This window comes from Flavobacterium fluvii (assembly GCF_900129545.1).
Taxonomy (GTDB): Bacteria; Bacteroidota; Bacteroidia; order Flavobacteriales; family Flavobacteriaceae; genus Flavobacterium; species Flavobacterium fluvii.
In genome coordinates this window covers 259,684-286,002 of record NZ_FQWB01000003.1, presented here as the reverse complement: position 1 = coordinate 286,002, position 26,319 = coordinate 259,684, and the positions used below count along the sequence as shown (strand labels likewise).

The window sequence follows — 26,319 nt, the reverse complement described above, 5'->3', positions numbered from 1 at the left end:
GCCTATATGAACCTAGGGTTGGTAAAAATAGTTAAATCGTGATAATAATAAGTTAAATAAAATAAAAAATCCCACCCCTGAATTACAGGGATGGGAAAACTTTTTATAGTTAAAAGCTAAGAGAACATGTCTTTTACTTTTTCGAAAAAGGACTTGTCGCTTTTTTCTGGATTTGGAATAAAATTCTCGTCCGTTATATTTTTTTCAAAAAACTGCTTTTGTTCTTTGTTGAGCGTTTTTGGTGTCCAAACATTGACGTGAACCAATAAATCTCCGGTTCCGTAACCATTGATGCTTGGAATTCCTTTTCCTTTCAGTCGAAGAATTTTACCGGATTGGATTCCTTCTTCCAATTTGATTCTCACTTTTCCGTTGATGGCTTCAATGTCTTTGGAAATTCCAAGAACCGCTTCGGCAAAACTGATATACAAATCATAATGCAAATTTTCGCCTTCACGTTTCAGGAATTCGTGTTCGATTTCTTCGATAGCCACGATTAAATCTCCCGGCACGCTGTTTCCCGGCGCATCATTTCCTTTGTTGGAAACTTTCAATTGCATTCCGTCAACCACTCCTGCAGGTATTTTTATGGTTACCGTTTCATCTTCCAGAATCATTCCTTGAGAATCGGCTTCGGATGGTTTTTTGTCCAAAATCTGACCTGAACCTCCACAAGTTGGACAAGTGGATGCCGACTGCATACGACCCAAAATGGTATTGGTCACCCTCATTACTTGCCCTTGCCCATTACAAGTAGAACAGGTTCTGTAAGAAACACCCGGCGCTTGAACTTTTCGTTTTACTTTTACTTTTTTCTCCACCCCATTGGCAATTTCTTCCAATGTCAGTTTTACCTTGATGCGAAGGTTGCTTCCTTTCACGCGACGGGAACCGCCTCCGCCTCCGCCAAAACCACCACCTCCACCGAAAGCGCTTCCGAAGATGTCACCAAATTGGCTGAATATGTCGTCCATGTTCATGCCGTGATGGCCACCACCTCCAAAACCACCTGAACCATCAAAAGCTTGATGACCGTATTGATCGTATTTGGCTTTTTTCTGAGGATCGCTCAAAACTTCGTAAGCTTCGGCAGCTAATTTAAAATTCTCTTCTGCTGCTGCATCTCCCGGGTTTTTATCAGGGTGAAACTCGATTGCTTTTTTTCTGTAAGCTTTCTTTATTGCTGCCGCATCAGCACTTTTAGTAATGCCCAGTATTTCGTAAAAATCTTTTTTCATCTTTATTTTTTTGTATGATACAGACGCAATTAATTGCTTCTCTACTGACCAATTACAACTTTAGGAAAACGAATAATTTTGTCTCCTAATTTGTATCCTTTTTCTATAACATCAACGATTTTTCCTTTCAACTTGTCTGATGGTGCAGGAATTTGGGTGATTGCTTCGGCAAAGTCAGCATCAAAAGCATCTCCAGCTTTCAATTCAACTTCTGCCAATCCTTTTGAAAAAAGAGTGTTTTTTAATTTTTCTTGAATCAACTCCACTCCTTGAATCAAAACGTTGTCATCGGTTTTTTTGATTTCTGTCAACGCTCTGTCAAAATCATCCAAAACTGGAAGCATCGACTGCAATACATCTTGGTTTGCAGTTTTAAATAATTCGATACGCTCTTTTGCTGTTCTTCTTTTGAAATTTTCAAACTCGGCAAACAACCTTAAAAACTTGTCTTTCTCGGAAGCTAAATCTTGAGATAATTGCTCTTCTCTTGATATTTCTTCTACTCTTTCTTCAATTCCAGCATCTAAAGCATCTGAATCTATTTCATTGTTTTCAATTGGAGTTTGATCAACAATTTCGTCGTTTGTCGTATTTTCGGTCGTCATCTTTGTATTATTTTTAAAAAAATTCTTAAACATCATTTTTATTCTTTTCTGTTGATTGCAAAAGTACTGCCAAAACTTGTAAATTGTCAAATTGTCACCTCTTAAAATAAAACTTTATGTCTTATTGATTTAAAAAGAAATAAAATTTTCCCGAACTCGGAAAAAATTTAATATAATTTTAAGACTAACACGATTTAGTTTGCATAAATTTGTGGATGTTATGTTCTAGATTAGATTTTAAAAACAAATTTAAGGTTAGCTTCTAGGCTTCTAAATAATTATTAATTCACCGACCTTATATTAAAAAAAGCTTCGTTTAGTAAACGAAGCTTTTTTTGTTTAAACCCATTTTAAATCAAGACAATTTCAGCCTGACGCTCCACTCAAAATCCATTTCGGAAACTTGTTCCCCTTTTTCGTTGGTTCCAATGGATTTCATCCAGAAAGTTTGCCCTTCGCCCGTGGCAATGGCTTTTTGAACAGCTTGGCTTACCAAAAAACCATCACTGCATGTGAAATTAATTCTTCCCGTGGCTTTTTTGGAATAATTGCCTTTATTGTTGGCAACCAACATCGATATGTTTTTGCCACTTTTTTGAATTTCGAGCATTACCAAAGAACCTGTTGTCAATTCTGCCGCCATGGCTTGAACGGCAAAATACATGGAATTGAACGGGTTTTGGTTGATCCAGCGGTGTTTGACTGTTGACACACATCTGTTTTCGTCAATTTCTTTTACCCTGACTCCACAAATGAAAGCAGAAGGTAATTTAAAAAACAGGAATTTATTGAGATTCGATACCGAAATTTTCATGTATAGTGAATTTACTTGTGTAAAAATACCTAAAAATAATTTCAAAATTAAAGAAGAAAGTCTTTTTGTCAAAACACGCAAAACCACCCAATTTCAGGACATTTTCACTGAAAAATAGTTATTTACAAAATTTACAAATGTTAATATTTTGTTAATATTAAGTACTATGCGATACAAGATACCATCTTTTAGCCATATATTTGCATAAGAAATTACTATATACTTTATCATCATGGAAACAACGAACGAAAAAAACTTGGCCGCCATTACTCATTTGAGTGCTTTGAGTCAATATTGCATCCCTTTTGGGAATTATATTTTCCCCATATTGATTTGGAGTACAAAAAAAGACAAATCCGAGTATATCGATTTTAACGGAAAACAAATACTTAATTTTCAATTGAGCATGTTTTTGTACACGTTGCTATTGCTTTTGATTGCCGTTCCTATTTTAATAGTCACTATTTTCAACACCATTCCAATAGACACCATGATCAATGACGTTGACGCCGCATTTAATCATTTAAGTATAGAAAATATCAGCGGAATCATAATTGTGGCCATAATTGCCATTTTTGCAGTCATTGGTTTGAAAATTGCGGAATTCTTCTTGATCATATACGCCTCCCTAAAAGCATCAAACGGGGAAAGATACAAGTACCCGCTGACCATACCTTTTATTAAATAATCATCATCATCAATCAAAAAATGAACAGTTTTATTAATTCAAAAACAAAAAAAGAGAATCATGAACATTGAAAACACGAAAGCCCAAATGCGAAAAGGTGTTCTTGAGTTCTGCATCCTGTCTGTATTAAAAGACAAAGAAGCATACACTTCAGAAATATTGGACACCTTGAAAAACGCCAAATTACTGGTTGTGGAGGGAACGGTTTACCCACTCCTCACCCGATTGAAAAACGACGGATTGCTCAACTATCGTTGGGAAGAATCATTATCGGGACCGCCAAGAAAATATTACGGTCTTACCGAAATTGGACAAACCTTTTTAAACGAATTAAATGGCACCTGGACGGAATTGTCTGATGCAGTAAACCTAATCACCAAACAAAACTAATAGTCATGAACAAAACTGTAAATATAAACTTAGGCGGAATGTTCTTTCACATTGACGAAGATGCATACCAAAAACTAACGCGCTATTTCGAAGCCATAAAACGCTCTTTATCCAATTCATCGGGACAAGACGAAATCATTAAAGACATTGAAATGCGCGTTTCGGAATTGTTGACCGAAAAGCAAAAAACCGACAAACATGTTGTAGGCCTTAAAGACGTGGACGAAGTGATTGCCGTTATGGGTCAACCGGAAGATTACAGGATTGACGATGAAGAAGCTGGAAATCCAACTCCAAATTTCTCAAATTCCTCCTCCATAAGAACAAAAAAATTATATCGAGACACTGAAAACGGAATGATAGGCGGCGTACTTGCTGGATTGGGCCACTATTTTGGAATAGACAAAGTTTGGTTGCGAGTATTTCTTTTAATATTGGTTTTAGCTTGGGGAACAGGTTTCTTGGCCTATATCATCCTTTGGATTGTAATGCCGGCAGCTACCACAACAGCAGAAAAACTGGAAATGACGGGAGAACCGGTAACCATTTCGAATATTGAAAAAAAGGTTAGGGAAGAGTTTGAAAGTGTTTCCGAAAAAATTAAAAATACCAATTATGACGAAATGGGAAACCGTATTAAAACGGGTGCCGAAAAAGTAGGCAGTTCATTTGGTGACTTTATCATAGCCGTTTTGAGGGTTTTTTCAAAAATTCTCGGCGTGATTTTGATCATATCGGGATTAACTGTACTTTTTTTATTGTTGGTAGGGATTTTCACTTTGGGAAGCAATGTATTTATTGATTTTCCATGGACCACATTTGTAGAAACTGGAAACTTGACTGATTATCCTACTTGGACTTTTGGATTAATCATGTTTTTTGCCGTTGGGATTCCATTCTTTTTCTTGTCCTTGCTGGGATTCAAATTGTTGTCGCCTAACCTGAAATCAATTGGAAATATCGCCAAATATACTTTGCTTGCCATTTGGTTAATTTCGGTTGCATTTGCCATTGCCATAGGCATAAAACAAGCAACAGCCTTTTCGGTGGACGGAAGAGTGGTTCAAAAAGAAAACATCAACTGGAAACCTACTGACACTATTTTGATCAAAATCAAGTACAATGAAAATTTTGCCAAAAATATTCATAACCATGATCATTTTAAAATCACCTTGGACTCTACCGGCAACAACGTGATTTATTCCAACAATGTCAGTTTTAGGATAGCCCAAACAGACGAAAAATCGGCTTACATCCAAATTGAAAAAGAAGCTAAAGGAACCACATTGTTCGAAGCGAAAAAAAGAGCAGAAAAAATAAAATATGGTTACAAAATTGCTGGAAATCAATTAATTTTGGACAATTACTTGTTAACGGAATTAAAAGAAAAATTCCGTGACCAAGAAATAGAAATCACCCTGTTTTTACCAAAAGAAACTTTATTCAAAATGGATGAATCCTTGAGAAATTATGATCGTACAGATGGAGAATATTTTATTTGGAATCCTGAAAACACTGATGCAGTTTACAAAGTGGATAGCGATAAAATAAAATGCCAAAATTGTCCAGAAGACGAAAACAGCGACAATGAAGAAGAGAATTCGGAAATCAAAGACAGCATTGTCACTACAACCGTAACAGTAAATGGCGAAGTGATTAAAACAACAACGAATAAAACAACTGGCAAAAAAGGATTATCAATAAGCAAAGACGGAGTCATAATCAAAACCAATTAGCCATGATAAAGCTGATCACATTAATAACCAAATTTATTATCGCCGCCCTGATGGCATTGTTATTTTCTTCCTGCATGCACGGTTCCATCAATTTGGGAAGCGGCATAAAAGGAAGCGGCAACATCACTACTAAAACCAGGGATGCAAATCAAGATTTCAAAAGAATTGAGGTAAGCCACGGAATCAAGGTAATTGTGACACAAGCAGACAACAAATCCATAACGGTGGAAGCCGACGACAATTTGCAACAACACATCATTACCAAAATAGAAAATGGTGTTTTGAAAATTGAGGCCGACCATAGCTACAACTCGACCGAAACGCCTGTTGTCAATGTGCAAATGCCCGTAACCAATGGCTTGGAGGCAAGCAGCGGTTCAGAAATCACAACTTCTGGAGCACTGATAACCGAAAACATTAATGTGAAATCCACTAGTGGCAGTGAAATCAATATTGAAGTGGAAGCCGATGCCATCAAAATAGAAAGTGAAAGCGGAAGCAATGTCGAAGCGAGCGGAAAAGCGTTAAAATTAGAAACTTCATCCTCAAGCGGAAGTAGAATTGACGCCAAAAACTTAATGACAAACGAAATCTTTTCGAGATCCGAAAGTGGAAGCAGTACCTCGATTTACCCAATTGTAAAACTAGAGGCAAAAGCTTCAAGCGGAAGTTCCATCAGTTATCACAAGACCCCAAAAACACTTTCTAAAGAAGAGAATTCCGGAGGAAGCGTAAACGAAAAATAAGAATGCTTTTTTGACCAAAAATTAGACAAATCATCCATCAAAAGTGGATGATTTTTTTATATTTGTAAAACACTTAATTGTAATTTAAATGAAAAATTTTACTGCGTTTTTCCTGTTTCTTTTGGTTTCAACTTTTGCATTGGCACAAAAAAGCGAAAAAATTAAAGGTTCCAAAACAGTCACCATTGAGCCAAAAGAAATTGGCAGTTTTAATTCACTGGAAGTAAGCGACAATATAGTGGTGTATTTGGACAGAGGCGAAAAAAGCGAATTGAAAATTGAAGCCGACGATAATCTCCACGATATTGTCAAGGTAGATTTAACCGACAAAACACTTCGAATAAACACCACAAAAGAAGCCACGAATTACAAAAAGCTTATCGTGAGGGTGACGTACACCAAAGATTTAAAAATGATCACTGCCCATAATGAAGCCGTCATCAATGCCATACAAGAAATTCAACTGGAAGACATTGCGTTCAAAACCCACGATGATACCGCTCTTTTTTTGAATGTCAACTCCCAGAATTTCAGTTTGCAGGCTGACGACAATTCAAAAACGGAACTCAACTTGAAATCTGAAAACGCCACAATCGCATTGAGTAAAAACACGAACTTGAAAGCCTTGGTTTCCTCCCTTAATTTAAAATGCGACCTGTATCAAAAAGCAAAAGCAACTCTTGAAGGAGATGTCACCAATGCCAATATTCGATTGGACAACAATGCCCAATTTACGGCAAACAATCTTGTCATAAAAAATGCCGATTTGTTGGCTGAAAGTTATTCCCATTGCATCTTCAACGTCAATACCCTCCTCAGTATCGATGCTTCGGGGAATTCGCAAATACAGCTGTATGGCGAACAAAAAATTGAACTGAAAAGATTTATGGACAATGCCTCTTTAAGCAAGAAACCAACAAAATAACACAAACAAAAAAGTCTCAATCATTACAATTGAGACTTTTTTTATGCTTGGTTTTAACCAAAAATCAAATTTTATTTATTCCAAAGTGGCCAAATATCTTTCGGCATCCAAGGCAGCCATACAACCTGTTCCAGCGGCCGTAATAGCCTGACGATATACGTGGTCTGCAGCATCTCCAGCAACAAAAACCCCATTGACATTCGTTTTTGAAGTCCCGGGAACATTGACAATGTAACCCGTTTCGTCAAGTGTCAAATAATCCTTGAAAATATCGGTATTCGGTTTGTGTCCAATGGCAGAAAAGAAACCTGTGGCAGGAATATCAAAAATATCGCCTGTCGTTTTGTTTTTAGCTTTCACCCCGGTAACCACTTGACCGTCTCCCAAAATCTCCACGGTATCGTGGTTCATCAAAATGGAAATGTTTTCGGTTTTGCGAACACGGGCTTCCATGATTTTTGACGCCCTGAATTTATCGCTACGCACCAACATGGTAACTTTCGAACACATTTTAGACAAATAGTGGGCTTCCTCGCAAGCAGAATCTCCTGCTCCAACAATGACCACATCTTGGTTTCTATAGAAAAACCCGTCACAAACGGCACATGCCGAAACGCCACCACCCATTTTCAGATAATGTTGTTCAGAATCCAATCCTAAATATTTGGCCGAAGCACCTGTCGAAATGATTACCGTTTCACAATGCAATTCGATGGTATCGTTGATCCAAACTTTATGAACTCCTCCACTAAAATCAACTTTGGTTGCCCAACCGTCGCGAATATCCGCACCAAAACGTTCGGCTTGCGCTTGCAGTTGCACCATCATTTCCGGACCGGTAACTCCATCGACATAACCCGGGAAATTTTCCACTTCATTGGTTGTTGTCAGTTGGCCTCCGGGCTGCATTCCTTGGTACAAAACTGGATTCATGCTGGCTCTGGCTGCATAAATGGCGGCAGTATAACCTGCAGGCCCAGAACCTATAATAAGACATTTTATTTTTTCAATTGTAGTTGACATAGTGTATTTGTATTATTTTTTAAACAGCACAAATGTATGGTTTTTATTAAAAATTTTAATTCAAAAAACTATCACTTTTAACTATTTAAAAATAATAGTATTCAATTTGACTCTTATTGCTTGTAATACTCAAAATTAGTTTTATATTTGCATCCGCTTACGGGGTGTAGCGTAGCTCGGTTATCGCGCCTGCTTTGGGAGCAGGAGGCCGCAGGTTCGAATCCTGCCACCCCGACAAAAAGTCGAACAGAAATGTTCGGCTTTTTTTGTTTTTAATACTTTCCTCAAAAAAATAAAGTCGTCAATTAGTATTAAATTTAGTTTTTCTATTTTTATAACTCAAAACCAACTTTATTATGGCTCATCCTAAAATATGTGTCCTTGCAATTGCACTTATTTTTACAATGGCAGCTTGTAAAAATAGCTCTAGTAAAACCCACACCAACAATGTCGAAAAAGCAAAAGATTCTGTAGCCATTCCATCCGAAAACAAATTGGTGAAACCAAAGTTTTACAGAAAACTTTCCCTGAACACTATTTCTTTCGAAATCAATCACACAGACAAACAATTAACCATCCAACCTTCGGGGCTTTCCATTGACAATTCTAAAATCGTCAAACAAATCGAGGGAACCATTGCCAATGCCGAAATTGGAGATCTCAACAAGGATGGCTTTCCAGAAGTCCTGGTTTATGTCAGATCGGACGGCAGCGGCAGTTATGGAACAGTCATTGGCTATTCCGTGAACAACGGCAAATCTATGAGCGAAATCAATATGCCAAATGTGTGGGACAATCCGAAAGCCAACAAAGGCTATATGGGACACGACGAATTTGCCATCGTGGAAGGTTATTTGCGCCAACGTTTTCCGACTTACAATCCTCAAGACACCAATAGTAATCCAACAGGCAAAACGCGCCAAATTCAATACAAACTCAAAGATGGTGAAAATTCGAGAGTTTTTGTGATGGATAAAATCACTGAATATTAAAACTACAGCCGCAAACACCAAAGAAATATAAAGAGTAACTGCCGTTGAAAATTACCAATAAACAGGATATTCCCGGGATGTTTACACTTCAGCAAAGATTCAATTTGCAATCAGAAAAATAGTACCATTTATTTCTAATTATTATTACATTTACAAAACCTAATTTTCAAAAAACCTTAGCTATGGAAGTTTTCTTGTTGGTATTACTTTTTGTTTTTTTAATCTACATCAAAAACAATATTGACTCAAAATTTGACCGAATTGAAGATATAATCGACGAGAAATTCGGAGAACTGAATAAAAAAATAGAATTGTTAAAAGGAACCGAAAAACTTCCTGAAAAACCAATAGTCGTTCCAGAAGCGGTAAAACCAAAAATTGTTCCTGAAGAATTGGCGCCACCGGTAATCATTGAAAAAGCAAAACCATTGGTTTTTGTTCCAGCCGAAAAAGAAAAGACGGAAGAAAAAATTGTCTTTTCAATGGACAATGTTTCAGCCCCGAAACCTGAACCAAAAGTTTACGTCCGTGAAGAGCCAAGCAAGACTTTTTGGGAAAATTTCAGGGAAAACAATCCCGATTTGGAAAAATTTATTGGTGAAAACCTCATCAACAAAATTGGAATTTTAATCCTGGTTTTGGGCATTAGTTATTTCGTGAAATTTGCCATAGACAAAGATTGGATCAACGAACCGGCACGCGTTGGAATCGGTATGCTCTCCGGTGCATTGATTATGGGAATTGCACATAAATTACGCCAAAAATATGCTGCATTCAGCTCCGTTTTTGTGGCCGGAGCCATTGCCGTTTTCTACTTCACGATCGGCATTGCTTTCCATAGTTATCATTTGTTCGGACAAACGACCGCCTTTATCATTATGGTGCTCATTACCGTATTTAGCAGCCTGATTTCACTTTCCTACAACCGAAAAGAATTGGCGGTATTGTCCTTGATTGGCGGATTTGCCGTTCCGTTCATGCTCAGCACGGGACAAGGAAATTATGTGGTATTGTTTACCTACATCCTCATTTTGAACATCGGGATTCTGGCATTGGCCTATCATAAAAAATGGGGTATCATCAATATATTGTCCTATCTTTTTACCGTGGTTTTGTATGGAGCTTGGCTGTTTAAAGACCATAATGAAACAAGGCCGCATCATCTTGGTGCATTGCTCTTTGGATTTGCTTTTTACTTTGTTTTCATTCTCATCAACATCATCAATAATATAAGAACCAAAGGGATTTTCTCTCCAATAGAATTAGGCATATTAGCCAGCAACACCTTCCTTTTTTATGGTGCCGGAATGCTGGTTTTAGAATCGTGGCATCCAGAATTCAAAGGACTGTTCACGGCTGCTTTGGGACTTTTAAATTTTGGTTACGCCTGGTTCTTGTACAAAAAATTTGGTCTGGACAAAACTGCCGTTTACCTATTGATCGGTTTGACGCTAACCTTCATCACGCTCGCCATTCCTATACAATTCGAAGGGAATTTCATTACTTTATTTTGGGCGGCTGAAGCAGTGATGCTGATGTGGCTGGGCCAAAAATCAAAACTGGCTTATTATCGATTTGCCTCGATTATCGTCCATCTATTGATGATTGGAAGTTTACTGATGGATTGGAGCCAAATTTACCTCTCCGCGGCTACTTTATCCATTGTGTTCAACAAAATATGTCTGACGGGTATTTTTGCCGTGATGTCTTTATTTGCCGTTTACTATTTATTGAAAGACGAAGCGGAAGAACAGCAGCAATTCGGATTCATTTTTAATCCAAAAGGGTACAGGAATTCGCTGGGCGTTATTGGAATAATCATCGGTTATTTTGTCGGCTTGTTCGAAGTGGGTTTCCAGGCCAATACGCATGTGGACGAAATCAATTCTGCCACTGCATTCCCTGCTTTATATCATTTGCTATTCAGTGCTTTGCTCTTTTACGGATTGTGTAAAAACAAAAACAAGATACGTTGCCAACTGGCTTCCATAATAGCCGTTGTCAATATAGTTCTCTTTGCGTTTTGTTTCTCGAATTATGCTTTTTACGAGCACGAGCAATATATCGCTACAGGATTCCATCAAAGAATCGCTTTCTATTTGCATTACATTTCGCTTTTCATAACCCTGTTCTTTGGCTATCGATTATACCAAATCAACAAAGAAAATCCGGTTTTTGAACTATTCCAGAAGAAAATAGTAATTTGGATAGCGGCCTTTTTTATCATTTATTTGGCCAGCACCGAATTGATGCTGCATGGATTGATCTTGTCTAATGCGCCAATTACGACACCTGATATTCATGTTAGTGATTTATACAAAGCACCGAACGAATTGCCGAATTTCAAAAAAGCAATTGCTTATGATTTAATTAAAAACACCAGAACCCAAATCATAAAAACGGGCTTTCCAATTCTCTGGGGAATCCTCGCTTTTGTTTTCCTGATTATCGGAATCCGAAAACGCATCAAATCCCTGCGAATAATAGCCTTGTCATTATTGGGAATTACCATCCTGAAATTATTTTTGTTCGACATCAGCAATGCTTCCGAAACCGGAAAAATCATAGCTTTTATCTTGTTGGGAGTTCTAATCCTGATTATTTCATTTGTGTATCAAAAAATAAAAATCTTGGTTCAAGACGACAACAAAACCATGGAAACCAATGAAACTGAATAAATTCCTATTCGTGCTATTGGCTGCAAACAGCCTATTGGCACAACACAGAACGACGGCGAAAATCGAAACCGTAACCGAAAGCGGCTTGCATAAAATCACCTTGCCAGCCGAAATTCGTTCCTTCTCCAAAGAAGAATTGGGCGATTTCAGGATATTGGATTCCAGAGGAATTGAAGTGCCTTATTATATCTTTCAGGGAAATAACAAAGTAACTTCCAGCAGTTTTTCGGAATGCAAAATACTTTCGAAAATCCGGATTCCAAAGAATAAAACAACCCTCATTTTTGAAAATCCAAAAGCTTCCCTTGACGAAATCGTGCTGTCCATAACCAATTCCGACGTGACGAAATCCTACAGCATCAGCGGCAGCGACGACCAAAAAGAATGGTTTGGACTGGTCAACGATTCTCGGTTGAATGAATTGAAAAGCAGTGAAAACACCCATGTTTTCAAAATAATAGCCTTGCCGCTTACTTCCTATCGTTATCTAAAAATAGATTTTAAAGACCAGAAAACATTACCCATAAATGTCTTGAAAATTGGTTTTTTTACCAACAAAACCAGCAATCCCAATGTTGAAGAAATCTTGCCAAAGAACATTCAAATTGCGCAATTTTCGTCTCCAAAAACGACCCGAATCCACGTTGCTTTCCACAATCCGCAAATTGTGAACCAAATCAGTTTCCATATCCCAAATCCCAATTTGTTCCAACGCAACGCCCGGATTTACATCAACAAAGCAGCTCGAAAAAAACATAAAGTCAAAACGTATCAGGAAACCATTTCAAGTTTTGAATTAAATTCCGATTCGAAAAATACTTTTGCCATTCCGCAACTTTTCGAAAAAGAATTCTTCATCGAAATAGAAAACCGGAACAATCCTCCTTTGACTTTGGGCAAAATCCAATTTTTCCAAAATCAAGTTGCCGTAATCGCCGATTTGAAAGCCAATGAAAAATACACCATCCAAACCGGAAATCCAAACCTGTCGGCTCCAGAATATGATTTGGAAAATTTCAAAAATAAAATGGACGACAACTTGCCGGAAGCCAAAATTCATGACATAAAACAGGTTGTTTCCCAAACAACAAATACCAAAAACAAATCCTTCTGGCAACAATCTTGGTTCATGTGGCTTTGCATCGGTTTGGGCGGAATGGTCGTTGCTTATTTTACCAGTAGTTTGGTCAAGGACATAAAGAACAATCCATCAAACTAAATCAAAAATTTTCATTTTCAAGAAATATACATTGAGGACAAATCTGCTAAAAATGATTCGCTTCCCAATGATTAAATTCAAAACCCCATGCATCCCAATCACAACTACAAACTGACGCTGAAGTGGACAGGAAATAAAGGAACCGGAACTTCAGGTTACCGCGCTTATGACCGAAACCACGAAATATTGATTGAAGGCAAAACTACTTTATTGGGTTCTGCCGATCCCAGTTTCCACGGAGACAAGACCGTTCACAATCCCGAAGATTTATTGCTGGCTTCGCTTTCTGCCTGTCACATGATGTCTTATTTGCACGTTTGTGTCAAAGCCGGGATTATTGTTACCGATTATATTGACAATGCCACCGGAATTATGACGGTAAACAAGGATGGCTCCGGACAGTTTATTGAAGCAACATTAAACCCAATCGTAACCATCACTGACGAATCGCTTTTAACCAAAGCCAATGAATTGCATGCAGAAGCCAATAAATTGTGTTTTATTGCCAATTCCGTGAACTTTCCGGTGAAGCATAATGCGGAGACTAGGGTTTGATAAACACAAAAAAGCTACAACTTTTTATTGCTGTAGCCTCTTGAAATTTTATTGCTTGATTTCGTTAGTGGGCACGGTTTACTTCGTCAGTTCGCTATCGCTCGTGTGCAAAACTGCGCTATCTGTCTACGAGACATTTACTGTATATCCGAGCGGTCGGGGTTGGAGTGTTATTTCACCTCTTTACCATTTTTATCTATGTAAAAAAATCTGCCGTCGAGCCTAACTTTTGCAGTTCCATCCTTAAAGAAATCAGCGTCATCATATTTCAATGGGATGACCAGTTTTCCGGACAGGTTCACAAAACCCCATTTACCATCTTTTTTTACATAAGCAAGCCCATCTGAAAAGCTGTTGACGCTGTCATATTTCAATGGAATGATTTCTTTTCCGGTCCTGTCAATAAAACCATATTTACCATCCAGTGAAGCTCCTGAAAGCCCTTCCACAAATTTACCCAATGAATCATATTTCAATGGGATAATTTCCTTGCCGGTCTTGTCAATACACCCACTTTTGCCATTCATCTCAACTACCACAAGTCCTTGGTCAAACAAGCCTACTGCACCATATTTAAATGGAATGACCTCTTCTCCAGACTGGTCTATAAACCCCCATTTACCATTCAGCTTGACACCTGCGTGTCCTCCTAAAAAGTAGGTTACGCCATCATATTTTAAAGGAGTAATTTCTTTCCCGAACCGGTCTACAAAACTATATTTGTCGTTCAGCTTGACAGATGCAAACCCTTCCGAAAAACCTTCTACTGCATCGTATTTTTGTGGGGTGATTTCTTTACCGGAAGTATTGACAAAGCCAAACTTGTTATTCAGCTTCACGAAAGCATACCCATTGGAAATTACACCTATTTTATCATATTTCAATGCAATAATTTCCTTTCCCGACGTGTCTACATAACCATGTTTGTCGTTCTGCGCGACATATGCAAGCCCGTTTTTAAAGTTGCCTATGCCATCATATTTTAGTGGTGTAATTTCTTTACCGACCGTATTAATAAAACCATATTTACCGTTCTGCTTGACAAACGCAAACCCATCAATAAATTTGCCTACGTCATCATATTTTAGCGCGGTGATTTCTTTCCCGACCGTATCAATAAAACCATATTTTCCGTTCAGCTTGACAAAAGCAAACCCTCCCGAAAAGTTGCCTTCGTCATCATATTTTATTGGGGTGATTTCTTTCCCGTCTTGATCGATAAAGCCGTATTTGTCATTCAACATAACACTTGCAAATCCATCAGTAAAAATATATACGTCATCATATTTCAGTGGGGTGATTTCTTTTCCAGCCTTGTTCACAAAACCCCATTTATCATTTAGTTTTACACTGTAATGATTTTTAGAAAAGTTTTTTACATCATCAAATTTGGGTTTGATGATTACTTTTCCGTCCTTTTCCTTGAAGCCCAATTTTTTATTGTCCCAAAATGGCTCCACATTTTGTGCATTTATTGTAAATAGTGTTGCCATTAAAAAGCAAATAGTCAGTATTTTTTTCATGGTATTAATCTTTTGTTTAGTTATAGTTTTTTATCATTTTTTCAGCTTCATCATTACTTTTAGCATTACCGCAAATTAACAATAATCCCCAATACAATACCCATAAAGGAGTATAAATTGAATTAATTATCAATATTTTTTTCAAAAACACATCATTTAACAAAATGAGCCCGATACAATATCGAGCTCATCATTATCAAAATTAATTATAAATTTGTCTAAACTTTTGGGTTCAGTCTATTTCCTTGGGCTTCTGCAATTTATTTTTTTCCGGATTTCAACTTCCAGAGGGTTTCTATAAAAATATCCACGTCTTGGGTGGTGTTGTAAAAGGCCAAAGATGGCCTCACACAGGTTTCCACACCCATTCTTCTCAAAATAGGCTGTGCACAATGATGTCCGGTTCTCACGGCAACCCCTTCTTTATTCAATGCTTGTCCTACCTCATCATTGGTAAAACCCTGCAGGTTAAAAGAAAGCACGCTCGCTTTATGGGCAGCAGTTCCTATCAATCGAACACCCGGAATTTGTTTCAGCAAATTGGTCGCATATTCCAATAAATAATGCTCGTATTGCCCGATCACTTCTATTCCTATTTTCGAAACATAATCAATCGCTGCACCCAAACCAATGGCATCGGCAATGTTTCCAGTTCCCGCTTCAAAACGATTCGGTGCTTTGTGGTATTTAATCTCCTCAAAAGTCACGTCCTGAATCATGTTTCCACCGGATTGATACGGCTGGGTTTCGTTCAGCAAATCTTCCTTGCCGTATACAGCCCCGATTCCCGTTGGTCCAAATAATTTATGACCAGAGAAAACCAGCCAGTCCGCATTCAGATACTGAACATCCACTTTCATGTGCGAAACAGATTGCGCACCATCCAAAAGCACTTTGGCACCAACAGCATGCGCCATTTCTACCATTTGCTTGGCCGGAGTTACCGTTCCCAATGCATTCGAAACTTGCGTGAACGCCACTAATTTTGTTTTTGAATTCAGCAACTTGGCATATTCGTCCAACAGAATTTGTCCGTCGTCATCAACAGGAATTACTCTCAGTTTCAAGCCTTTCTTGTCAGCCAGACGTTTCCAAGGCACAATATTGGCGTGATGTTCCAAGTTACTCACCACAATTTCGTCGCCGGCAACCAAGTTTTGGTCACCCCAACTTTGAGCCACCAAATTGATTCCTTCGGTTGCGCCACGAACAAAAACAATTTCGTTTACGGATTTGGCATTCAGGAATACTTTCACTTTTTCACGGGCGGATTCATACGCATCGGAAGCTCTCGCTGCCAGTTCGTGTGCGGCACGGTGAATGTTGGAATTTTCGTGCGTGTAGAAATAACTCACCCGATCAATTACTGATTGCGGTTTTTGGGTTGTCGCAGCATTGTCAAACCAGATTAAAGGTTTGCCATTTACCGTTTCTTTCAAAATTGGAAAATCTTTCTTGATGATATGAGGATTGAAATTCGTTCCGCCAAATCCTTCCAATTCGTGATGGCTTACAGGAGAAACATCCGCTTTTTTGGAATCAAAACCAAAAGGATTTTCATTCAAAAAATAATAAGAACCCGGTGTATCTATAATTCCCGGAGTAGTAGCCAAAGAAGGAATTCCAAAACTGGAATTTAGTGCCTCCAAAGCCGTTTTCAATTCCGCTTCAAAAGAAGAATGTTCCAATTCGAATGGCAAATAATTTTGATTCAAATTCGACGATGAAGACGAATTACCGCCACTATTTTTCAGATTGGGATCACTGAAACCCGTTTGAGGATTCTCGGCATTGATATTATTCCCGTTATTCACAGCGTAGGGATCAGCTCCACTTCCCGAAACAGGAGCAGACGCAAATCCTTGATTGACATCCACATTCAAATCACCTAATTGCGAAATGTTTTCGATAGTGGGATCGGAGAAAGCATTGGTATATCCTCCAAAAGCAGGTGACTTTCCATACTGCGCTACCGAAGGCGATCCGCCAAAACCACCAAACGAAGGCGGTGTTTGTACAGAACCTATCGGACTCGCTGAAACTGCCGGAGTTGCCAATGGTGCAAAACCGGATTGTCCCACCAAAGTATCGTGATGGCTAACTGGAAACGCAGCTTCTACTCCACCCAAATTACCGGCAGCCAGCAGCGTTTCGGCAATTTTGGTAGCGCGGGGATGTTCACTGGCATTTGGACTCAACGAAATTTCCTTTGGAAACTCATTGGGCAAAGCACTGAACAGCTCATTGGCTAACTTTTCCAAGTCATTGATATCAGGTAATCCTGTACCTGTTGGATTAATATTTGTACTCATGATACTTACCTATTTCTACATCTTCCAATACCGCAATGGCATCATCAACGGTAACTGCCAATGAGCAATATAAAGATACCAAATAGGAAGCAATTGCTTTTTCGTTTATTCCCATAAAACGTACAGATAATCCAGGAGATTGTTCTCCTTGCAAGCCCGGTTGGATAAGACCAATTACACCTTGACGGCTTTCTCCAGTACGCAATAAAATGATTTTAGATTTTCCGTTTTTGATAGGCAATTTATCAGAAGGGATAAGTGGAATTCCTCTCCAAGTCAGGAATTGTGAACCAAACAAAGAAGTGGTTGGAGGTGGCACGCCACGACGCGTACACTCACGACCAAAGGCGGCGATTGCCAATGGATGCAACAAGAAAAATCCCGGTTCTTTCCAAACTTTTGTCAACAATTCGTCTAAATCATCCGGAGTTGGAGCTCCTGTTCTTGTTTTTATGATTTGGGAAGGTGCCACACTATTCAACAAACCGTATTCTTTGTTGTTGATTAATTCGCTTTCCTGACGCTCTTTGATTGTTTCGATAGCCAAACGCAATTGTTCCGAAATTTGGTTGTATGGTTTGCTGTACAAATCCGAAACACGGGTGTGTACATCAACAATAGTCTGAACTGCTGCCAAATTGTATTCTCTTGGATTCTCGATATAGTCCACGAATGTATTAGGCAAAATTCTCTCATCTCTGGCCGAACAATCTACTTCGATATGATTGGCATCTTTTACTTTATTCAAACGATACACTCCCGATTCTACCGGAACCCAATGCAAAAGGTGGGTAAGCCATCTTGGAGTAGTTGCCATTGTCGGCACCGAACGCGTTGCGATTGCTAATTGTCTTGCTGCTACGTCTCCTAACGCAGTCTGCTGTTTTTTTACTTCTGCCATTTTTTTAGTTTTTATTATTAATATATGATTGGTAATTAAATTTTGTTTTTATTATCTTTTTTACATTAATTCTACAAAATCCATAGTGTTAAGCAGTTTAAATTCAACGAAACACGATAAATATAAAGAAAAATTTAATTAGAACATAGATTTAACGAAAAAAGAAACTGCTTTGCGAAAAACACTAGGAAATTGGATCAAACAACTCTTCTACAGAAAGGTATCTTTCTCCCGTATCGTAGTTAAAAGTCAGTATTACTGCGTCTTTGGGTATTCCGTCTATTTTTTTGGAAACCGCCGACAAAGCCGCTCCAGTTGAAATCCCCGAAAAAATTCCCTCTTCTCGGGTCAATCTTTTGGAAAAAGTAAAAGCATCGTCTTTTTCGACAGTAATGATTTCGTCAATAAATTCTCTGTTAAAAACACCCGGCACAAATCCGGCTCCAATGCCCTGGATAGGATGAGGCGAAGGCAAACCACCGCTTAAAACTGGGGACAATGCAGGTTCTACGGCATAGGTTTTAAGATTAGGAAAGTGTTGTTTCAAAATTTTGGAAACACCCGTGATGTGTCCTCCGGTTCCCACTCCCGTAATGAGGTAATCTATCCCTTCAGGAAAATCTTTTAAAATTTCCAGAGCAGTCGTTCTTTCGTGAACATCCACATTGGCGGGATTCTCAAATTGCAAGGGCAAAAAAGAATTGGGAATGGACTCGGCCAATTCTTTTGCTTTTTCCACCGCACCGGCCGTTCCTTTTTCTCTTGGTGTCAAGACAAATTCGGCGCCGTAGGCATTCATTATTTTCCTTCTTTCGATACTCATTGATTCCGGCATTACCAAAATAACCTTGTATCCTTTTACCGCCGCAACCAATGATAGTCCAATTCCCGTGTTCCCGGAAGTAGGTTCTATGATAACCGAATCGGGGTTCAAAAGTCCTTTTTTCTCGGCGGCTTCAATCATTGCCAAAGCAATTCGGTCTTTGATGCTGGCTCCTGGATTTGTTTTTTCCAGTTTAATCCAAACTTTATGGTTTGGAAAAAGTTTGTTAAGCTTTACGTGCGGGGTGTTCCCTATTGTCTCTAAAATGTTTTCGAATTTCATTGTGATATTTATTTAGTTGTTTTGCCACGAAGGCGCTAAGTCACGAAGCATAATTGTTATTGTTTGGTGTTGCTCTAAAACCTTTGCGCCTTTGTGACTTCGTGGCACTATTGTCTGATTTCTTGGCAGTAAAATTAAATGGAATAAAAAATGGGTTCCGGAAAAGGATTGTTGTCCTTTATCTTGATTTCGTTTTTATGATACACCACCGAATTCGATGGAATGGTATAAGTCAACCAAACGTTTCCTCCAATGATGGAATCCCTTCCCACCGTTGTTTGTCCGCCTAGAATGGTACTATTGGCATAAATGATGACGTTGTTTTCAATCGTTGGATGCCTTTTTATGAAAGCTTCTTCTTTTTTCACGCTCAAGGCACCGAGGGTGACTCCTTGATAGATTTGGACATTGTCTCCAATAATGGCGGTTTCGCCAATCACGATTCCTGTTCCGTGGTCAATGGCAAAATCGTCCCCAATTTGTGCGCCGGGATGAATTTCGATACTGGTTTTACTGTGCGCATATTCCGAAATGGTTCGTGCCAGCAATTTCAAATCCTGTCTCCAAATTTGATTTGAAAACCGATAAATCGCTATGGCAAAAAATCCGGGATAGGAATACAAAACCTCTTCCAGCGATTTTGCGGCCGGGTCTTTCGCAAAAATTGTCTTGGCATCGTTCAATGCTTTTCTGTGCAAATTGGGCAAGGCCGAAAAAAACGTTTTGGTTTGTTCCAAACTCTTGTCGTTTTGAGGTTCAAAATCCAATACCAGTTCATTGAACTGTATTTCCAATTCAACGAATTTATTTTCGATGATATTCAAATCAGCCAATGATTTGGATGTGTTGGAAAACAAAACGGAGAACAATTCGTCTATAAATTGATGGATTGTTTTTTTCTTTGGAAGCACCAAAAAATTTTGATGCTGTCTCGCTATTTCTTTATAAAATGGATTCATAACTGCATGTTTTTAAATTATTTCATCATTTTCCAAACAGTAAAAAGGCGATGATTAGGGTAATTACAACATTGAACGTCTGTGCTATCAAGAAGGCATACAAGGGTTTTTTGCTGTTGTTCGAGAACAAATCCTTAAAGTTGGTTTCCAAGCCGATACTGGTAAAAGCCAAGGCAAACCAAAGTCCTTGCAGATTCTTCAAACTGTCTTTCACGCCATCCCTGACTTCGGGAGCAATCAGGAAAGAAAAAACCAATGAAGCCACAATAAAACCAATGACAAACTTGGGAAAACGCTCCCAAATCACTCCCAAAGTTGGTTTGGATGCGACAACTTCCGAAGATTTATTATGGGTGTATGTCCAATAAACAGATATGGCAAAAGCGGCTATTCCCAACAACACGTTTTGTGAGAATTTCACGATCGTGCTAATCTTCAAGGCAGTTTCTCCCACCAATGAACCCGAAGCGACCACAGCTCCCGAAGTATCGATACTTCCGCCCAGCCAGGCTCCGGTAACTTCTTCCGGAAAGTTGAAATACTTGGCAATTATCGGCATAAAAATCATCATTGGAATGGCAGTTACCAATACCATCGAAATGACATACGACAGTTTTTTGGAATCTCCCTTGATGGCGCCCGAGGTGGCAATCGCAGCCGAAACTCCGCATATGGAAACCGCGCTGGAAATCATCATCTTCAGTTCGTCATCGACTTTTAATTTACCACACAACCAAAAAGCAAAATACCAAACCGACAAAACCACCACCAAAGCCTGAATCAGTCCCAAAGAACCCGCTTTCAATATGTCTGAAAAGATGACGCTGGTTCCCAACAACACCAATCCGATTTTTACAAAAATCTCGGTGGAAAGTGCGGTGCGAAACCATTCTGGAAGCTTGAAAAAATTACCAATGGACAACCCTATGGCCAAACTGAAAATTACGGCCTCCAGGTTAAGTCCTTTTACAAACGTGTTTCCTGCAAGAATCAGGGCAACAACAGTTAATAAATAAACTACGGGAAATCCCAACAAAAAGTTTTTGACCGATTTCCCCACCAGAAAAACACCAATAGTCCCTATGGAAATAAAATATATAAATTGAATTAGCAGGATTTGCAAGTTTTCATAAGCGAACACATCGCCTAATAAATCTGTCCCATTGGACCATTTGAATACCGGTACCGAAGGAAGATACAGAAAAAGGGAAATCCCAATGATTAAAAATCCTAAGACTACTACCGTCCAGTCTTCGTGTATGCTAAATTGTTTTGTTTTTTGTGACATTTTATTAATCTACTTTTTTTATGTTATCTATTTTTTAAATTAATTAACTCTATCGAATTAGTAGAACAAATGTATGTTAAAAATACGAACTACCCAATTTTGGGTTCTATTTTTTTAATTTCAAAATAGTATTCAAACCATTGACAACCCCTAAAAAACTAAAAAACAACAATTTAAATAGCATCATTTTTTTCGAAATTATGCAAACTTTGCCGTTTGAAAACAAAAATAAACTAAAAAAGGGACTCCATATCACCACAATATGAAATCCCCTTCAGGCAAAAAAATTTATATCTCTGGAAACTTTAGTCTTGTTTTTGAACTAAAGCTAAATCCACCTCTTTTTTGAAATTCTCCGAACCCTATTTTTGAAAGCTATTTTTCCTTTCTGACATGAAATCAAGGTTGGAAATTCTTTAACTGTTTTTCAAATCTTTATCATATCCAATATTCTTGTTATCAAAAGATTTTTTATCGCTGGCAACAACATCACTAAACCAAGAAATTTCAGCAAGCTTTTTTGGAATTCCCATTGGTATGGTGGGTACTGAATTGATGTTTATTTGATCCATTTTTTTTTAGTATTAAATTAGATGCTAATTTTTGACCGAGTATTTATTCTTTATTTTTAGCCAATTGTCGAACGGCATCAGCTAAATGAGGATACTTAAATTTAAAATTATTTTCTTCCAATATTCTGGATACAACCCTCCTGCCCGATAAAACCAATTCGGGTTCAGTTCCAATAAAAACAGCTCCTAACCTGATTAAAAATTCTGGATTAGGCAAGCCAAATGGTATTGAAACTGCTGAACGCATGGATTTCATAAATTCTTTATTGGTAACTGGATAAGGACTGGCGCAATGTAGAATCCCCTCAATACTTTTCTCTTGGATAACCCAATCTATAATATTCGCAAAATCCTCTTCGTGTATCCATGACATGTATTGCTTGCCTGATCCTATTTTTCCACCTAAACCAAATCGAGCTAAATTCAGAAAAGGTTTCAAAATACCTCCGCCTCTTTGCAAAACCAATCCTATTCTCAAAAAAACTTTTCTGGTTTTTGGCGTTTCTGTTTTATAAAATGCCTTTTCCCATTCCTTGCAAATCTGGGGAGAGAAACCAATTCCCGGTGTCGAATTTTCATTTTTAACCACTAAACCAGCATCTCCAAAAATAGCAGCAGAACCTGCGTTAATCCATACTTTGGGAGGGTTTTCACTTATACTTATTGCTTTACCAATGATAGCCGTGGCATCGACTCTTGAAGCAATAAGTTCCTTTTTGTTTTCTTCTGTATACCTGCAATTAACCGATTTTCCAACCAGGTTGATAATGACGGTACTTCCTTCCAAACAAGATGTCCAATTGCCCAATGTTTTTGCATCCCAATGAACATAAGAAATATTTCCCTCCTTATGAGAATATGGTTTCCTGCTTAAAATTACTATTTCAGTATCTTCGTTACTATATTTATTACGAAGTGAACTTCCTAAAAAACCAGTTCCACCAGCTATGATTATTTTCTGTTTCATATGTGTAAATTTTATTTTTCAGCGGTCACATATGGTATCGCCTTTTTCTCATTGGTGTTTGCTTACGCAAACTTCTTTTTAATGGCGATTTCATATTATCTTATATTTCAATGTTAAAAACATCTTCCAAAGCTGTTTTGGCCGCGTGATAGCCACACATTCCATGAACTCCGCCTCCTGGAGGTGTAGAAGAGGAACAGATGTAAATTCCTTTTGCAGAAGTGCGATAAGGAGAAAGACGCAAGGCCGGACGAGTAAACAACTGTCCGATATCAATGATGCCGCCGTTGATATCACCTCCAATATAATTCGGATTATAGGCTTCTATTTGAGATGAATTCATGACATTTTTTGCCAAAATCTGGTCTTTGAATCCGGGTGCAAAACGTTCCACCTGATTTTCAATGGCAGCAGTCATATCGACTGTGGAACCGTTTGGCACGTGACAATAAGCCCAAGCGGTGTGTTTGCCTTTTGGTGCTCTTGTCGAATCAAATAGACTTTGCTGGGCCAGCAACACAAAAGGTTTTTCGGGATGTCCGCCTGATGATGCCAATTGTTCTCCAGCGGCTATCTCATTGAAGGTGTTTCCCAAATGAACCGTTGCCGCTTTATTGCATTCCGAAGCTGTAAAAGGTATTGCACCATCCAACGCCCAATCAATTTTAAAAACCCCCATTCCATAACGATACCGTCCCAATTGCCATTTGTACAATGGAGAAAATTTCTCCCCGGCTATTTGCAACAATTGTTTTGGCGTGACATCAAACAAAACGGCATCCGAAGAAGGTAACTGATCCAATGATTTTACCAAAAAATTAGTTTCGATTTTTCCGCCAAGGGAAATAAAATAAGAAGCCAACGCATCGGCAATAGATTGCGAACCTCCTTTTGGAATTGGCCAACCATGCAAATGCCCAACTGCCGACAACACCATCCCGATTGCCGCCGAAGAATAATTCGTCAAAGGCTGTATCGAATGAGCCGTCATTCCTGCCCACAATCCTTTTGCTTTTTCTGTTTCAAAACTTTTTGCAATCCAACTCGCTGGCTGCATCGCTTTTAAACCAAACTGGGCCAGTAGCAAAGGATGCTTCGGAATACCCAAAGGTCCCAAAGTATCATCTACAATCTTGGGCCAGGATTCCACCAAAGGCTGGACAAGATCCAAATAGGCTTTTCCATCTTTCCCTAAAGACAAAGCAGTTTCCTCAATCGACCGGGATAAAATAGCGGCTTTCCCATTATCAAAAGGATGAGCTGCGGGCAATGGCGCATGAACAAATTCCAATCCGTGTTCGTGCAATGGCAAATTTGCAAAAAAAGGCGAACCCATTGCCATGGGATGAATCGCCGAACAGATGTCATGCTTAAAACCAGGCAAGGTCAATTCGGCTGTGCGCATACCACCGCCAATAGTTGGTTTGGCTTCCACAATCAATACCGAAAGACCTGCTTTCTGCATAGTTATGGCTGCCGACAACCCATTGGGACCAGATCCCACCACTATGGCATCAAAATCTTTTTTGCTCATTTCTTTGTGTTGCTAAAATGCTTTTATATTGCTTTGTCTTCCTTCTACTAAAGGATATTTTTTGTTTGACCTGTCCAATACTACATAAATGGAATCCTTGAACTCATTAATTCCCTTAAGAATGATTCGGTCTGCTGTTGGTCTGCTGTAATGCAGTACCTGGGTTTCATCCTCGTGGTATTTATTTTTATTCTGCAAATAAAGAACGTGTTTTATCGTATCTGCTTTATAATAAAAATATCTTCTTTCTCCAGCCATACCTCCCACTTCCCAGCGAGTGACACCCAAATCCCTATCCTTTTTTTCTTTGCTTAGTTCATCCGAATTTTGTGTATTTACCTGATTGAGTTTAGAATTCTTTTTATCATTCTTCACACGAAGCGGAGAATACCCAATCATTCTATCAGCAATGGCTCCTCTATTTGTTTTATAACTAAGTGATGACCAGCTTTCGAATGTGGCATCTTGCCATCTCAAAGAATCTTGAGGTGTATATGGAATGATTTTGTTATTCAATCGATATTCGGTGACGTTATAATAACCCTTAGTTCCAGCCAACCCAGGTGTGCTTGGTATATTGTAATTATTGCCATAAAAAAATCCATAAGCCCATAATCCAGCTGCTACAGGTACAAATAGAAAATTAAATGTCCATTTTAAACCTGTAGTCAGGTTTTTTTGCCATCTCTCCGTAAGTACTGGATGGTATCTAAAAGGTTGTAATACATCTTTTTCTCCCACAAGCAATTTCCATATATTACGCCAATCATACCAAGCAATAAAAACTCCAATAATCGAAAAATAAGCTGCCGGCACACCTACTCCTGCATCATATGCATGATTGGCAATACATATATTAAATGTAACCACTGCCGCCAAAGCAGCTCCTAATCCAGCCGTTTTTCTATTTAAAAGCAATAATCCTGGAAAAATCTCGGCAAAGCCTAAAAACACGGTATATTCAAAAGAAATTCCCACATGCGACCAATACAGTTTTTTCTCTGCCATATCAATAAATGGAGTATTCAACATTCCTACTGTTGGAAATACCATTTGCATTGGAAATAATTTTTTTAAACCCCAGCCAATCATGCCATAAGCCAAACGATAACGAGCCAATACCAGAATATAATAATAAAGTTTGTTGTACTCTATCCTTTTCTTGTCCAGTAAAGTCCATATTGATGCTCCAACAATTGCAACCAATAATGCCAATATCAAATTGATGTAATTGAGAAGTCCAAAAACACCTTCCTCCGATTCTATCAAAACAAATTGCGGAGGCCAAAAAGCTACAATTGACTGAAAATCATGATAGGTTATTTTAAAAAACTCTAATTTGAATAAATGCGTATAAAACTTTGGATATGTTGGTATACACAAAATAAGCATATATATAAAACCTATTCTAAACGCTACTTTTTCATAAGGTTTCCACTTCCGCGATTTTTTTGATGTTTCTACTTTATCGACATCTATTGGCCTTATATCCTGTGGAACATCTAAGACTTCCGAATTTATATCTGTTGACATACTATTAAAATTTATA

General features: G+C 38.4%; 23 protein-coding genes and 1 tRNA gene. 10 read left to right on the top strand and 14 right to left on the bottom strand.

Annotated elements, in window-relative coordinates; genetic code table 11:
- Positions 1 to 116 precede the first annotated feature (116 nt).
- From dnaJ to BUC16_RS09020, 3 genes are all read right to left on the bottom strand, one after another.
- Positions 117 to 1,238 (bottom strand): molecular chaperone DnaJ, encoded by a 1,122-nt coding sequence (dnaJ, locus tag BUC16_RS09030; RefSeq protein WP_073369960.1) that lies wholly within the window; start codon positions 1,236 to 1,238, stop codon positions 117 to 119.
- 41 nt (positions 1,239 to 1,279) lie between these two features.
- Complete coding sequence (locus BUC16_RS09025; protein ID WP_073369959.1) at positions 1,280 to 1,879, bottom strand: nucleotide exchange factor GrpE; 600 nt, start codon at positions 1,877 to 1,879, stop codon at positions 1,280 to 1,282.
- Between the two features lie 319 nt (positions 1,880 to 2,198).
- Positions 2,199 to 2,657: a DUF4442 domain-containing protein gene (locus tag BUC16_RS09020; RefSeq protein WP_073369957.1), complete on the bottom strand. Its 459-nt coding sequence runs from the start codon at positions 2,655 to 2,657 to the stop codon at positions 2,199 to 2,201.
- A gap of 232 nt (positions 2,658 to 2,889) precedes the next feature.
- On the opposite strand from BUC16_RS09020, the gene BUC16_RS09015 reads away from it, so the two are divergent.
- From BUC16_RS09015 to BUC16_RS08995, 5 genes are all read left to right on the top strand, one after another.
- On the top strand, positions 2,890 to 3,345 hold the full coding sequence (locus BUC16_RS09015) for a DUF4870 domain-containing protein (RefSeq protein WP_073369956.1): 456 nt from the start codon (positions 2,890 to 2,892) through the stop codon (positions 3,343 to 3,345).
- 60 nt (positions 3,346 to 3,405) lie between these two features.
- Entirely contained in the window at positions 3,406 to 3,735 is a 330-nt protein-coding gene (locus BUC16_RS09010; protein WP_073369954.1) for a PadR family transcriptional regulator, read from the top strand.
- A 5-nt stretch (positions 3,736 to 3,740) separates the two neighbouring features.
- On the top strand, positions 3,741 to 5,471 hold the full coding sequence (locus BUC16_RS09005; protein ID WP_073369953.1) for a PspC domain-containing protein: 1,731 nt from the start codon (positions 3,741 to 3,743) through the stop codon (positions 5,469 to 5,471).
- Positions 5,472 to 5,473: 2 nt separating this feature from the next.
- Positions 5,474 to 6,217: a head GIN domain-containing protein gene (locus BUC16_RS09000; RefSeq protein WP_073369951.1), complete on the top strand. Its 744-nt coding sequence runs from the start codon at positions 5,474 to 5,476 to the stop codon at positions 6,215 to 6,217.
- A gap of 88 nt (positions 6,218 to 6,305) precedes the next feature.
- On the top strand, positions 6,306 to 7,142 hold the full coding sequence (locus BUC16_RS08995; protein WP_073369949.1) for a GIN domain-containing protein: 837 nt from the start codon (positions 6,306 to 6,308) through the stop codon (positions 7,140 to 7,142).
- A 75-nt stretch (positions 7,143 to 7,217) separates the two neighbouring features.
- Here the strand turns inward: BUC16_RS08995 and trxB are convergent, their stop codons facing one another.
- Positions 7,218 to 8,165, bottom strand: a complete 948-nt coding sequence (gene trxB / locus BUC16_RS08990) for a thioredoxin-disulfide reductase (protein ID WP_073369948.1) — start codon at positions 8,163 to 8,165, stop codon at positions 7,218 to 7,220.
- A gap of 160 nt (positions 8,166 to 8,325) precedes the next feature.
- Here trxB and BUC16_RS08985 point away from each other — a divergent pair.
- The 5 genes from BUC16_RS08985 (at position 8,326) to BUC16_RS08965 (ending at position 13,609) form a co-directional block, all read left to right on the top strand.
- Positions 8,326 to 8,400, top strand: a tRNA-Pro gene (locus BUC16_RS08985).
- A gap of 121 nt (positions 8,401 to 8,521) precedes the next feature.
- Positions 8,522 to 9,157 (top strand): PliI family lysozyme inhibitor of I-type lysozyme, encoded by a 636-nt coding sequence (locus BUC16_RS08980; protein WP_141226113.1) that lies wholly within the window; start codon positions 8,522 to 8,524, stop codon positions 9,155 to 9,157.
- A 182-nt stretch (positions 9,158 to 9,339) separates the two neighbouring features.
- Complete coding sequence (locus BUC16_RS08975) at positions 9,340 to 11,835, top strand: DUF2339 domain-containing protein (RefSeq protein ID WP_073369944.1); 2,496 nt, start codon at positions 9,340 to 9,342, stop codon at positions 11,833 to 11,835.
- Complete coding sequence (locus BUC16_RS08970; protein WP_073369942.1) at positions 11,822 to 13,054, top strand: DUF3999 family protein; 1,233 nt, start codon at positions 11,822 to 11,824, stop codon at positions 13,052 to 13,054. Before BUC16_RS08975 ends, BUC16_RS08970 begins: the two co-directional genes overlap by 14 nt.
- A gap of 87 nt (positions 13,055 to 13,141) precedes the next feature.
- On the top strand, positions 13,142 to 13,609 hold the full coding sequence (locus BUC16_RS08965) for an OsmC family protein (protein WP_073369940.1): 468 nt from the start codon (positions 13,142 to 13,144) through the stop codon (positions 13,607 to 13,609).
- A 170-nt stretch (positions 13,610 to 13,779) separates the two neighbouring features.
- Here BUC16_RS08965 and BUC16_RS08960 read toward each other — a convergent pair whose 3' ends face one another.
- The 10 genes from BUC16_RS08960 to BUC16_RS08920 all read right to left on the bottom strand — a co-directional run bounded on the left by BUC16_RS08960 (position 13,780) and on the right by BUC16_RS08920 (position 26,303).
- A complete protein-coding gene (locus BUC16_RS08960) occupies positions 13,780 to 15,132 on the bottom strand; it encodes a WG repeat-containing protein (protein ID WP_084546132.1) in 1,353 nt (450 codons plus the stop codon).
- A 260-nt stretch (positions 15,133 to 15,392) separates the two neighbouring features.
- Positions 15,393 to 17,444 carry a family 2A encapsulin nanocompartment cargo protein cysteine desulfurase gene (locus BUC16_RS08955; protein ID WP_073369936.1) on the bottom strand — a complete coding sequence of 684 codons (2,052 nt, stop codon included), beginning with the start codon at positions 17,442 to 17,444 and terminating at the stop codon, positions 15,393 to 15,395.
- The gene (locus BUC16_RS08950; protein WP_073369934.1) at positions 17,428 to 18,345 is read right to left on the bottom strand and encodes a family 2A encapsulin nanocompartment shell protein; all 918 of its coding nucleotides are present in this window, start codon (positions 18,343 to 18,345) and stop codon (positions 17,428 to 17,430) included. Before BUC16_RS08950 ends, BUC16_RS08955 begins: the two co-directional genes overlap by 17 nt.
- 184 nt (positions 18,346 to 18,529) lie before the next feature.
- Positions 18,530 to 19,450: a cysteine synthase A gene (gene cysK, locus BUC16_RS08945; protein WP_073369932.1), complete on the bottom strand. Its 921-nt coding sequence runs from the start codon at positions 19,448 to 19,450 to the stop codon at positions 18,530 to 18,532.
- Between the two features lie 134 nt (positions 19,451 to 19,584).
- On the bottom strand, positions 19,585 to 20,409 hold the full coding sequence (locus BUC16_RS08940; protein ID WP_073369930.1) for a serine O-acetyltransferase: 825 nt from the start codon (positions 20,407 to 20,409) through the stop codon (positions 19,585 to 19,587).
- 25 nt (positions 20,410 to 20,434) lie between these two features.
- Entirely contained in the window at positions 20,435 to 21,697 is a 1,263-nt protein-coding gene (locus BUC16_RS08935; protein ID WP_073369928.1) for a YeiH family protein, read from the bottom strand.
- Positions 21,698 to 22,113: 416 nt separating this feature from the next.
- The gene (locus BUC16_RS17740) at positions 22,114 to 22,269 is read right to left on the bottom strand and encodes a hypothetical protein (protein ID WP_170860864.1); all 156 of its coding nucleotides are present in this window, start codon (positions 22,267 to 22,269) and stop codon (positions 22,114 to 22,116) included.
- Positions 22,270 to 22,312: 43 nt separating this feature from the next.
- Positions 22,313 to 23,236, bottom strand: coding sequence for a TIGR01777 family oxidoreductase (locus tag BUC16_RS08930; RefSeq protein WP_073369926.1), 924 nt, complete (start codon positions 23,234 to 23,236; stop codon positions 22,313 to 22,315).
- Between the two features lie 100 nt (positions 23,237 to 23,336).
- Complete coding sequence (locus BUC16_RS08925) at positions 23,337 to 24,770, bottom strand: phytoene desaturase family protein (RefSeq protein WP_073369924.1); 1,434 nt, start codon at positions 24,768 to 24,770, stop codon at positions 23,337 to 23,339.
- Between the two features lie 12 nt (positions 24,771 to 24,782).
- Positions 24,783 to 26,303 (bottom strand): hypothetical protein, encoded by a 1,521-nt coding sequence (locus tag BUC16_RS08920; RefSeq protein ID WP_073369922.1) that lies wholly within the window; start codon positions 26,301 to 26,303, stop codon positions 24,783 to 24,785.
- Positions 26,304 to 26,319: the final 16 nt, after the last annotated feature.

What these genes read in the sequence shown, in the direction of transcription:
- BUC16_RS08925 (WP_073369924.1), bottom strand. Translation starts at nt 24,770, where the DNA reads ATGAGCAAAAAAGATTTTGATGCCATAGTGGTGGGATCTGGTCCCAAT.
- BUC16_RS08980 (WP_141226113.1), top strand. Translation starts at nt 8,522, where the DNA reads ATGGCTCATCCTAAAATATGTGTCCTTGCAATTGCACTTATTTTTACA.
- BUC16_RS09005 (WP_073369953.1), top strand. Translation starts at nt 3,741, where the DNA reads ATGAACAAAACTGTAAATATAAACTTAGGCGGAATGTTCTTTCACATT.
- BUC16_RS17740 (WP_170860864.1), bottom strand. Translation starts at nt 22,269, where the DNA reads ATGGATCAAATAAACATCAATTCAGTACCCACCATACCAATGGGAATT.
- BUC16_RS09000 (WP_073369951.1), top strand. Translation starts at nt 5,474, where the DNA reads ATGATAAAGCTGATCACATTAATAACCAAATTTATTATCGCCGCCCTG.
- dnaJ (WP_073369960.1), bottom strand. Translation starts at nt 1,238, where the DNA reads ATGAAAAAAGATTTTTACGAAATACTGGGCATTACTAAAAGTGCTGAT.
- BUC16_RS08975 (WP_073369944.1), top strand. Translation starts at nt 9,340, where the DNA reads ATGGAAGTTTTCTTGTTGGTATTACTTTTTGTTTTTTTAATCTACATC.
- BUC16_RS08995 (WP_073369949.1), top strand. Translation starts at nt 6,306, where the DNA reads ATGAAAAATTTTACTGCGTTTTTCCTGTTTCTTTTGGTTTCAACTTTT.
- BUC16_RS08950 (WP_073369934.1), bottom strand. Translation starts at nt 18,345, where the DNA reads ATGGCAGAAGTAAAAAAACAGCAGACTGCGTTAGGAGACGTAGCAGCA.
- BUC16_RS08955 (WP_073369936.1), bottom strand. Translation starts at nt 17,444, where the DNA reads ATGAGTACAAATATTAATCCAACAGGTACAGGATTACCTGATATCAAT.
- BUC16_RS09010 (WP_073369954.1), top strand. Translation starts at nt 3,406, where the DNA reads ATGAACATTGAAAACACGAAAGCCCAAATGCGAAAAGGTGTTCTTGAG.
- BUC16_RS08970 (WP_073369942.1), top strand. Translation starts at nt 11,822, where the DNA reads ATGAAACTGAATAAATTCCTATTCGTGCTATTGGCTGCAAACAGCCTA.
- BUC16_RS08930 (WP_073369926.1), bottom strand. Translation starts at nt 23,236, where the DNA reads ATGAAACAGAAAATAATCATAGCTGGTGGAACTGGTTTTTTAGGAAGT.
- BUC16_RS09015 (WP_073369956.1), top strand. Translation starts at nt 2,890, where the DNA reads ATGGAAACAACGAACGAAAAAAACTTGGCCGCCATTACTCATTTGAGT.
- BUC16_RS09025 (WP_073369959.1), bottom strand. Translation starts at nt 1,879, where the DNA reads ATGATGTTTAAGAATTTTTTTAAAAATAATACAAAGATGACGACCGAA.
- BUC16_RS08965 (WP_073369940.1), top strand. Translation starts at nt 13,142, where the DNA reads ATGCATCCCAATCACAACTACAAACTGACGCTGAAGTGGACAGGAAAT.
- BUC16_RS08960 (WP_084546132.1), bottom strand. Translation starts at nt 15,132, where the DNA reads ATGAAAAAAATACTGACTATTTGCTTTTTAATGGCAACACTATTTACA.
- BUC16_RS08935 (WP_073369928.1), bottom strand. Translation starts at nt 21,697, where the DNA reads ATGTCACAAAAAACAAAACAATTTAGCATACACGAAGACTGGACGGTA.
- BUC16_RS08940 (WP_073369930.1), bottom strand. Translation starts at nt 20,409, where the DNA reads ATGAATCCATTTTATAAAGAAATAGCGAGACAGCATCAAAATTTTTTG.
- BUC16_RS09020 (WP_073369957.1), bottom strand. Translation starts at nt 2,657, where the DNA reads ATGAAAATTTCGGTATCGAATCTCAATAAATTCCTGTTTTTTAAATTA.
- cysK (WP_073369932.1), bottom strand. Translation starts at nt 19,450, where the DNA reads ATGAAATTCGAAAACATTTTAGAGACAATAGGGAACACCCCGCACGTA.
- BUC16_RS08920 (WP_073369922.1), bottom strand. Translation starts at nt 26,303, where the DNA reads ATGTCAACAGATATAAATTCGGAAGTCTTAGATGTTCCACAGGATATA.
- trxB (WP_073369948.1), bottom strand. Translation starts at nt 8,165, where the DNA reads ATGTCAACTACAATTGAAAAAATAAAATGTCTTATTATAGGTTCTGGG.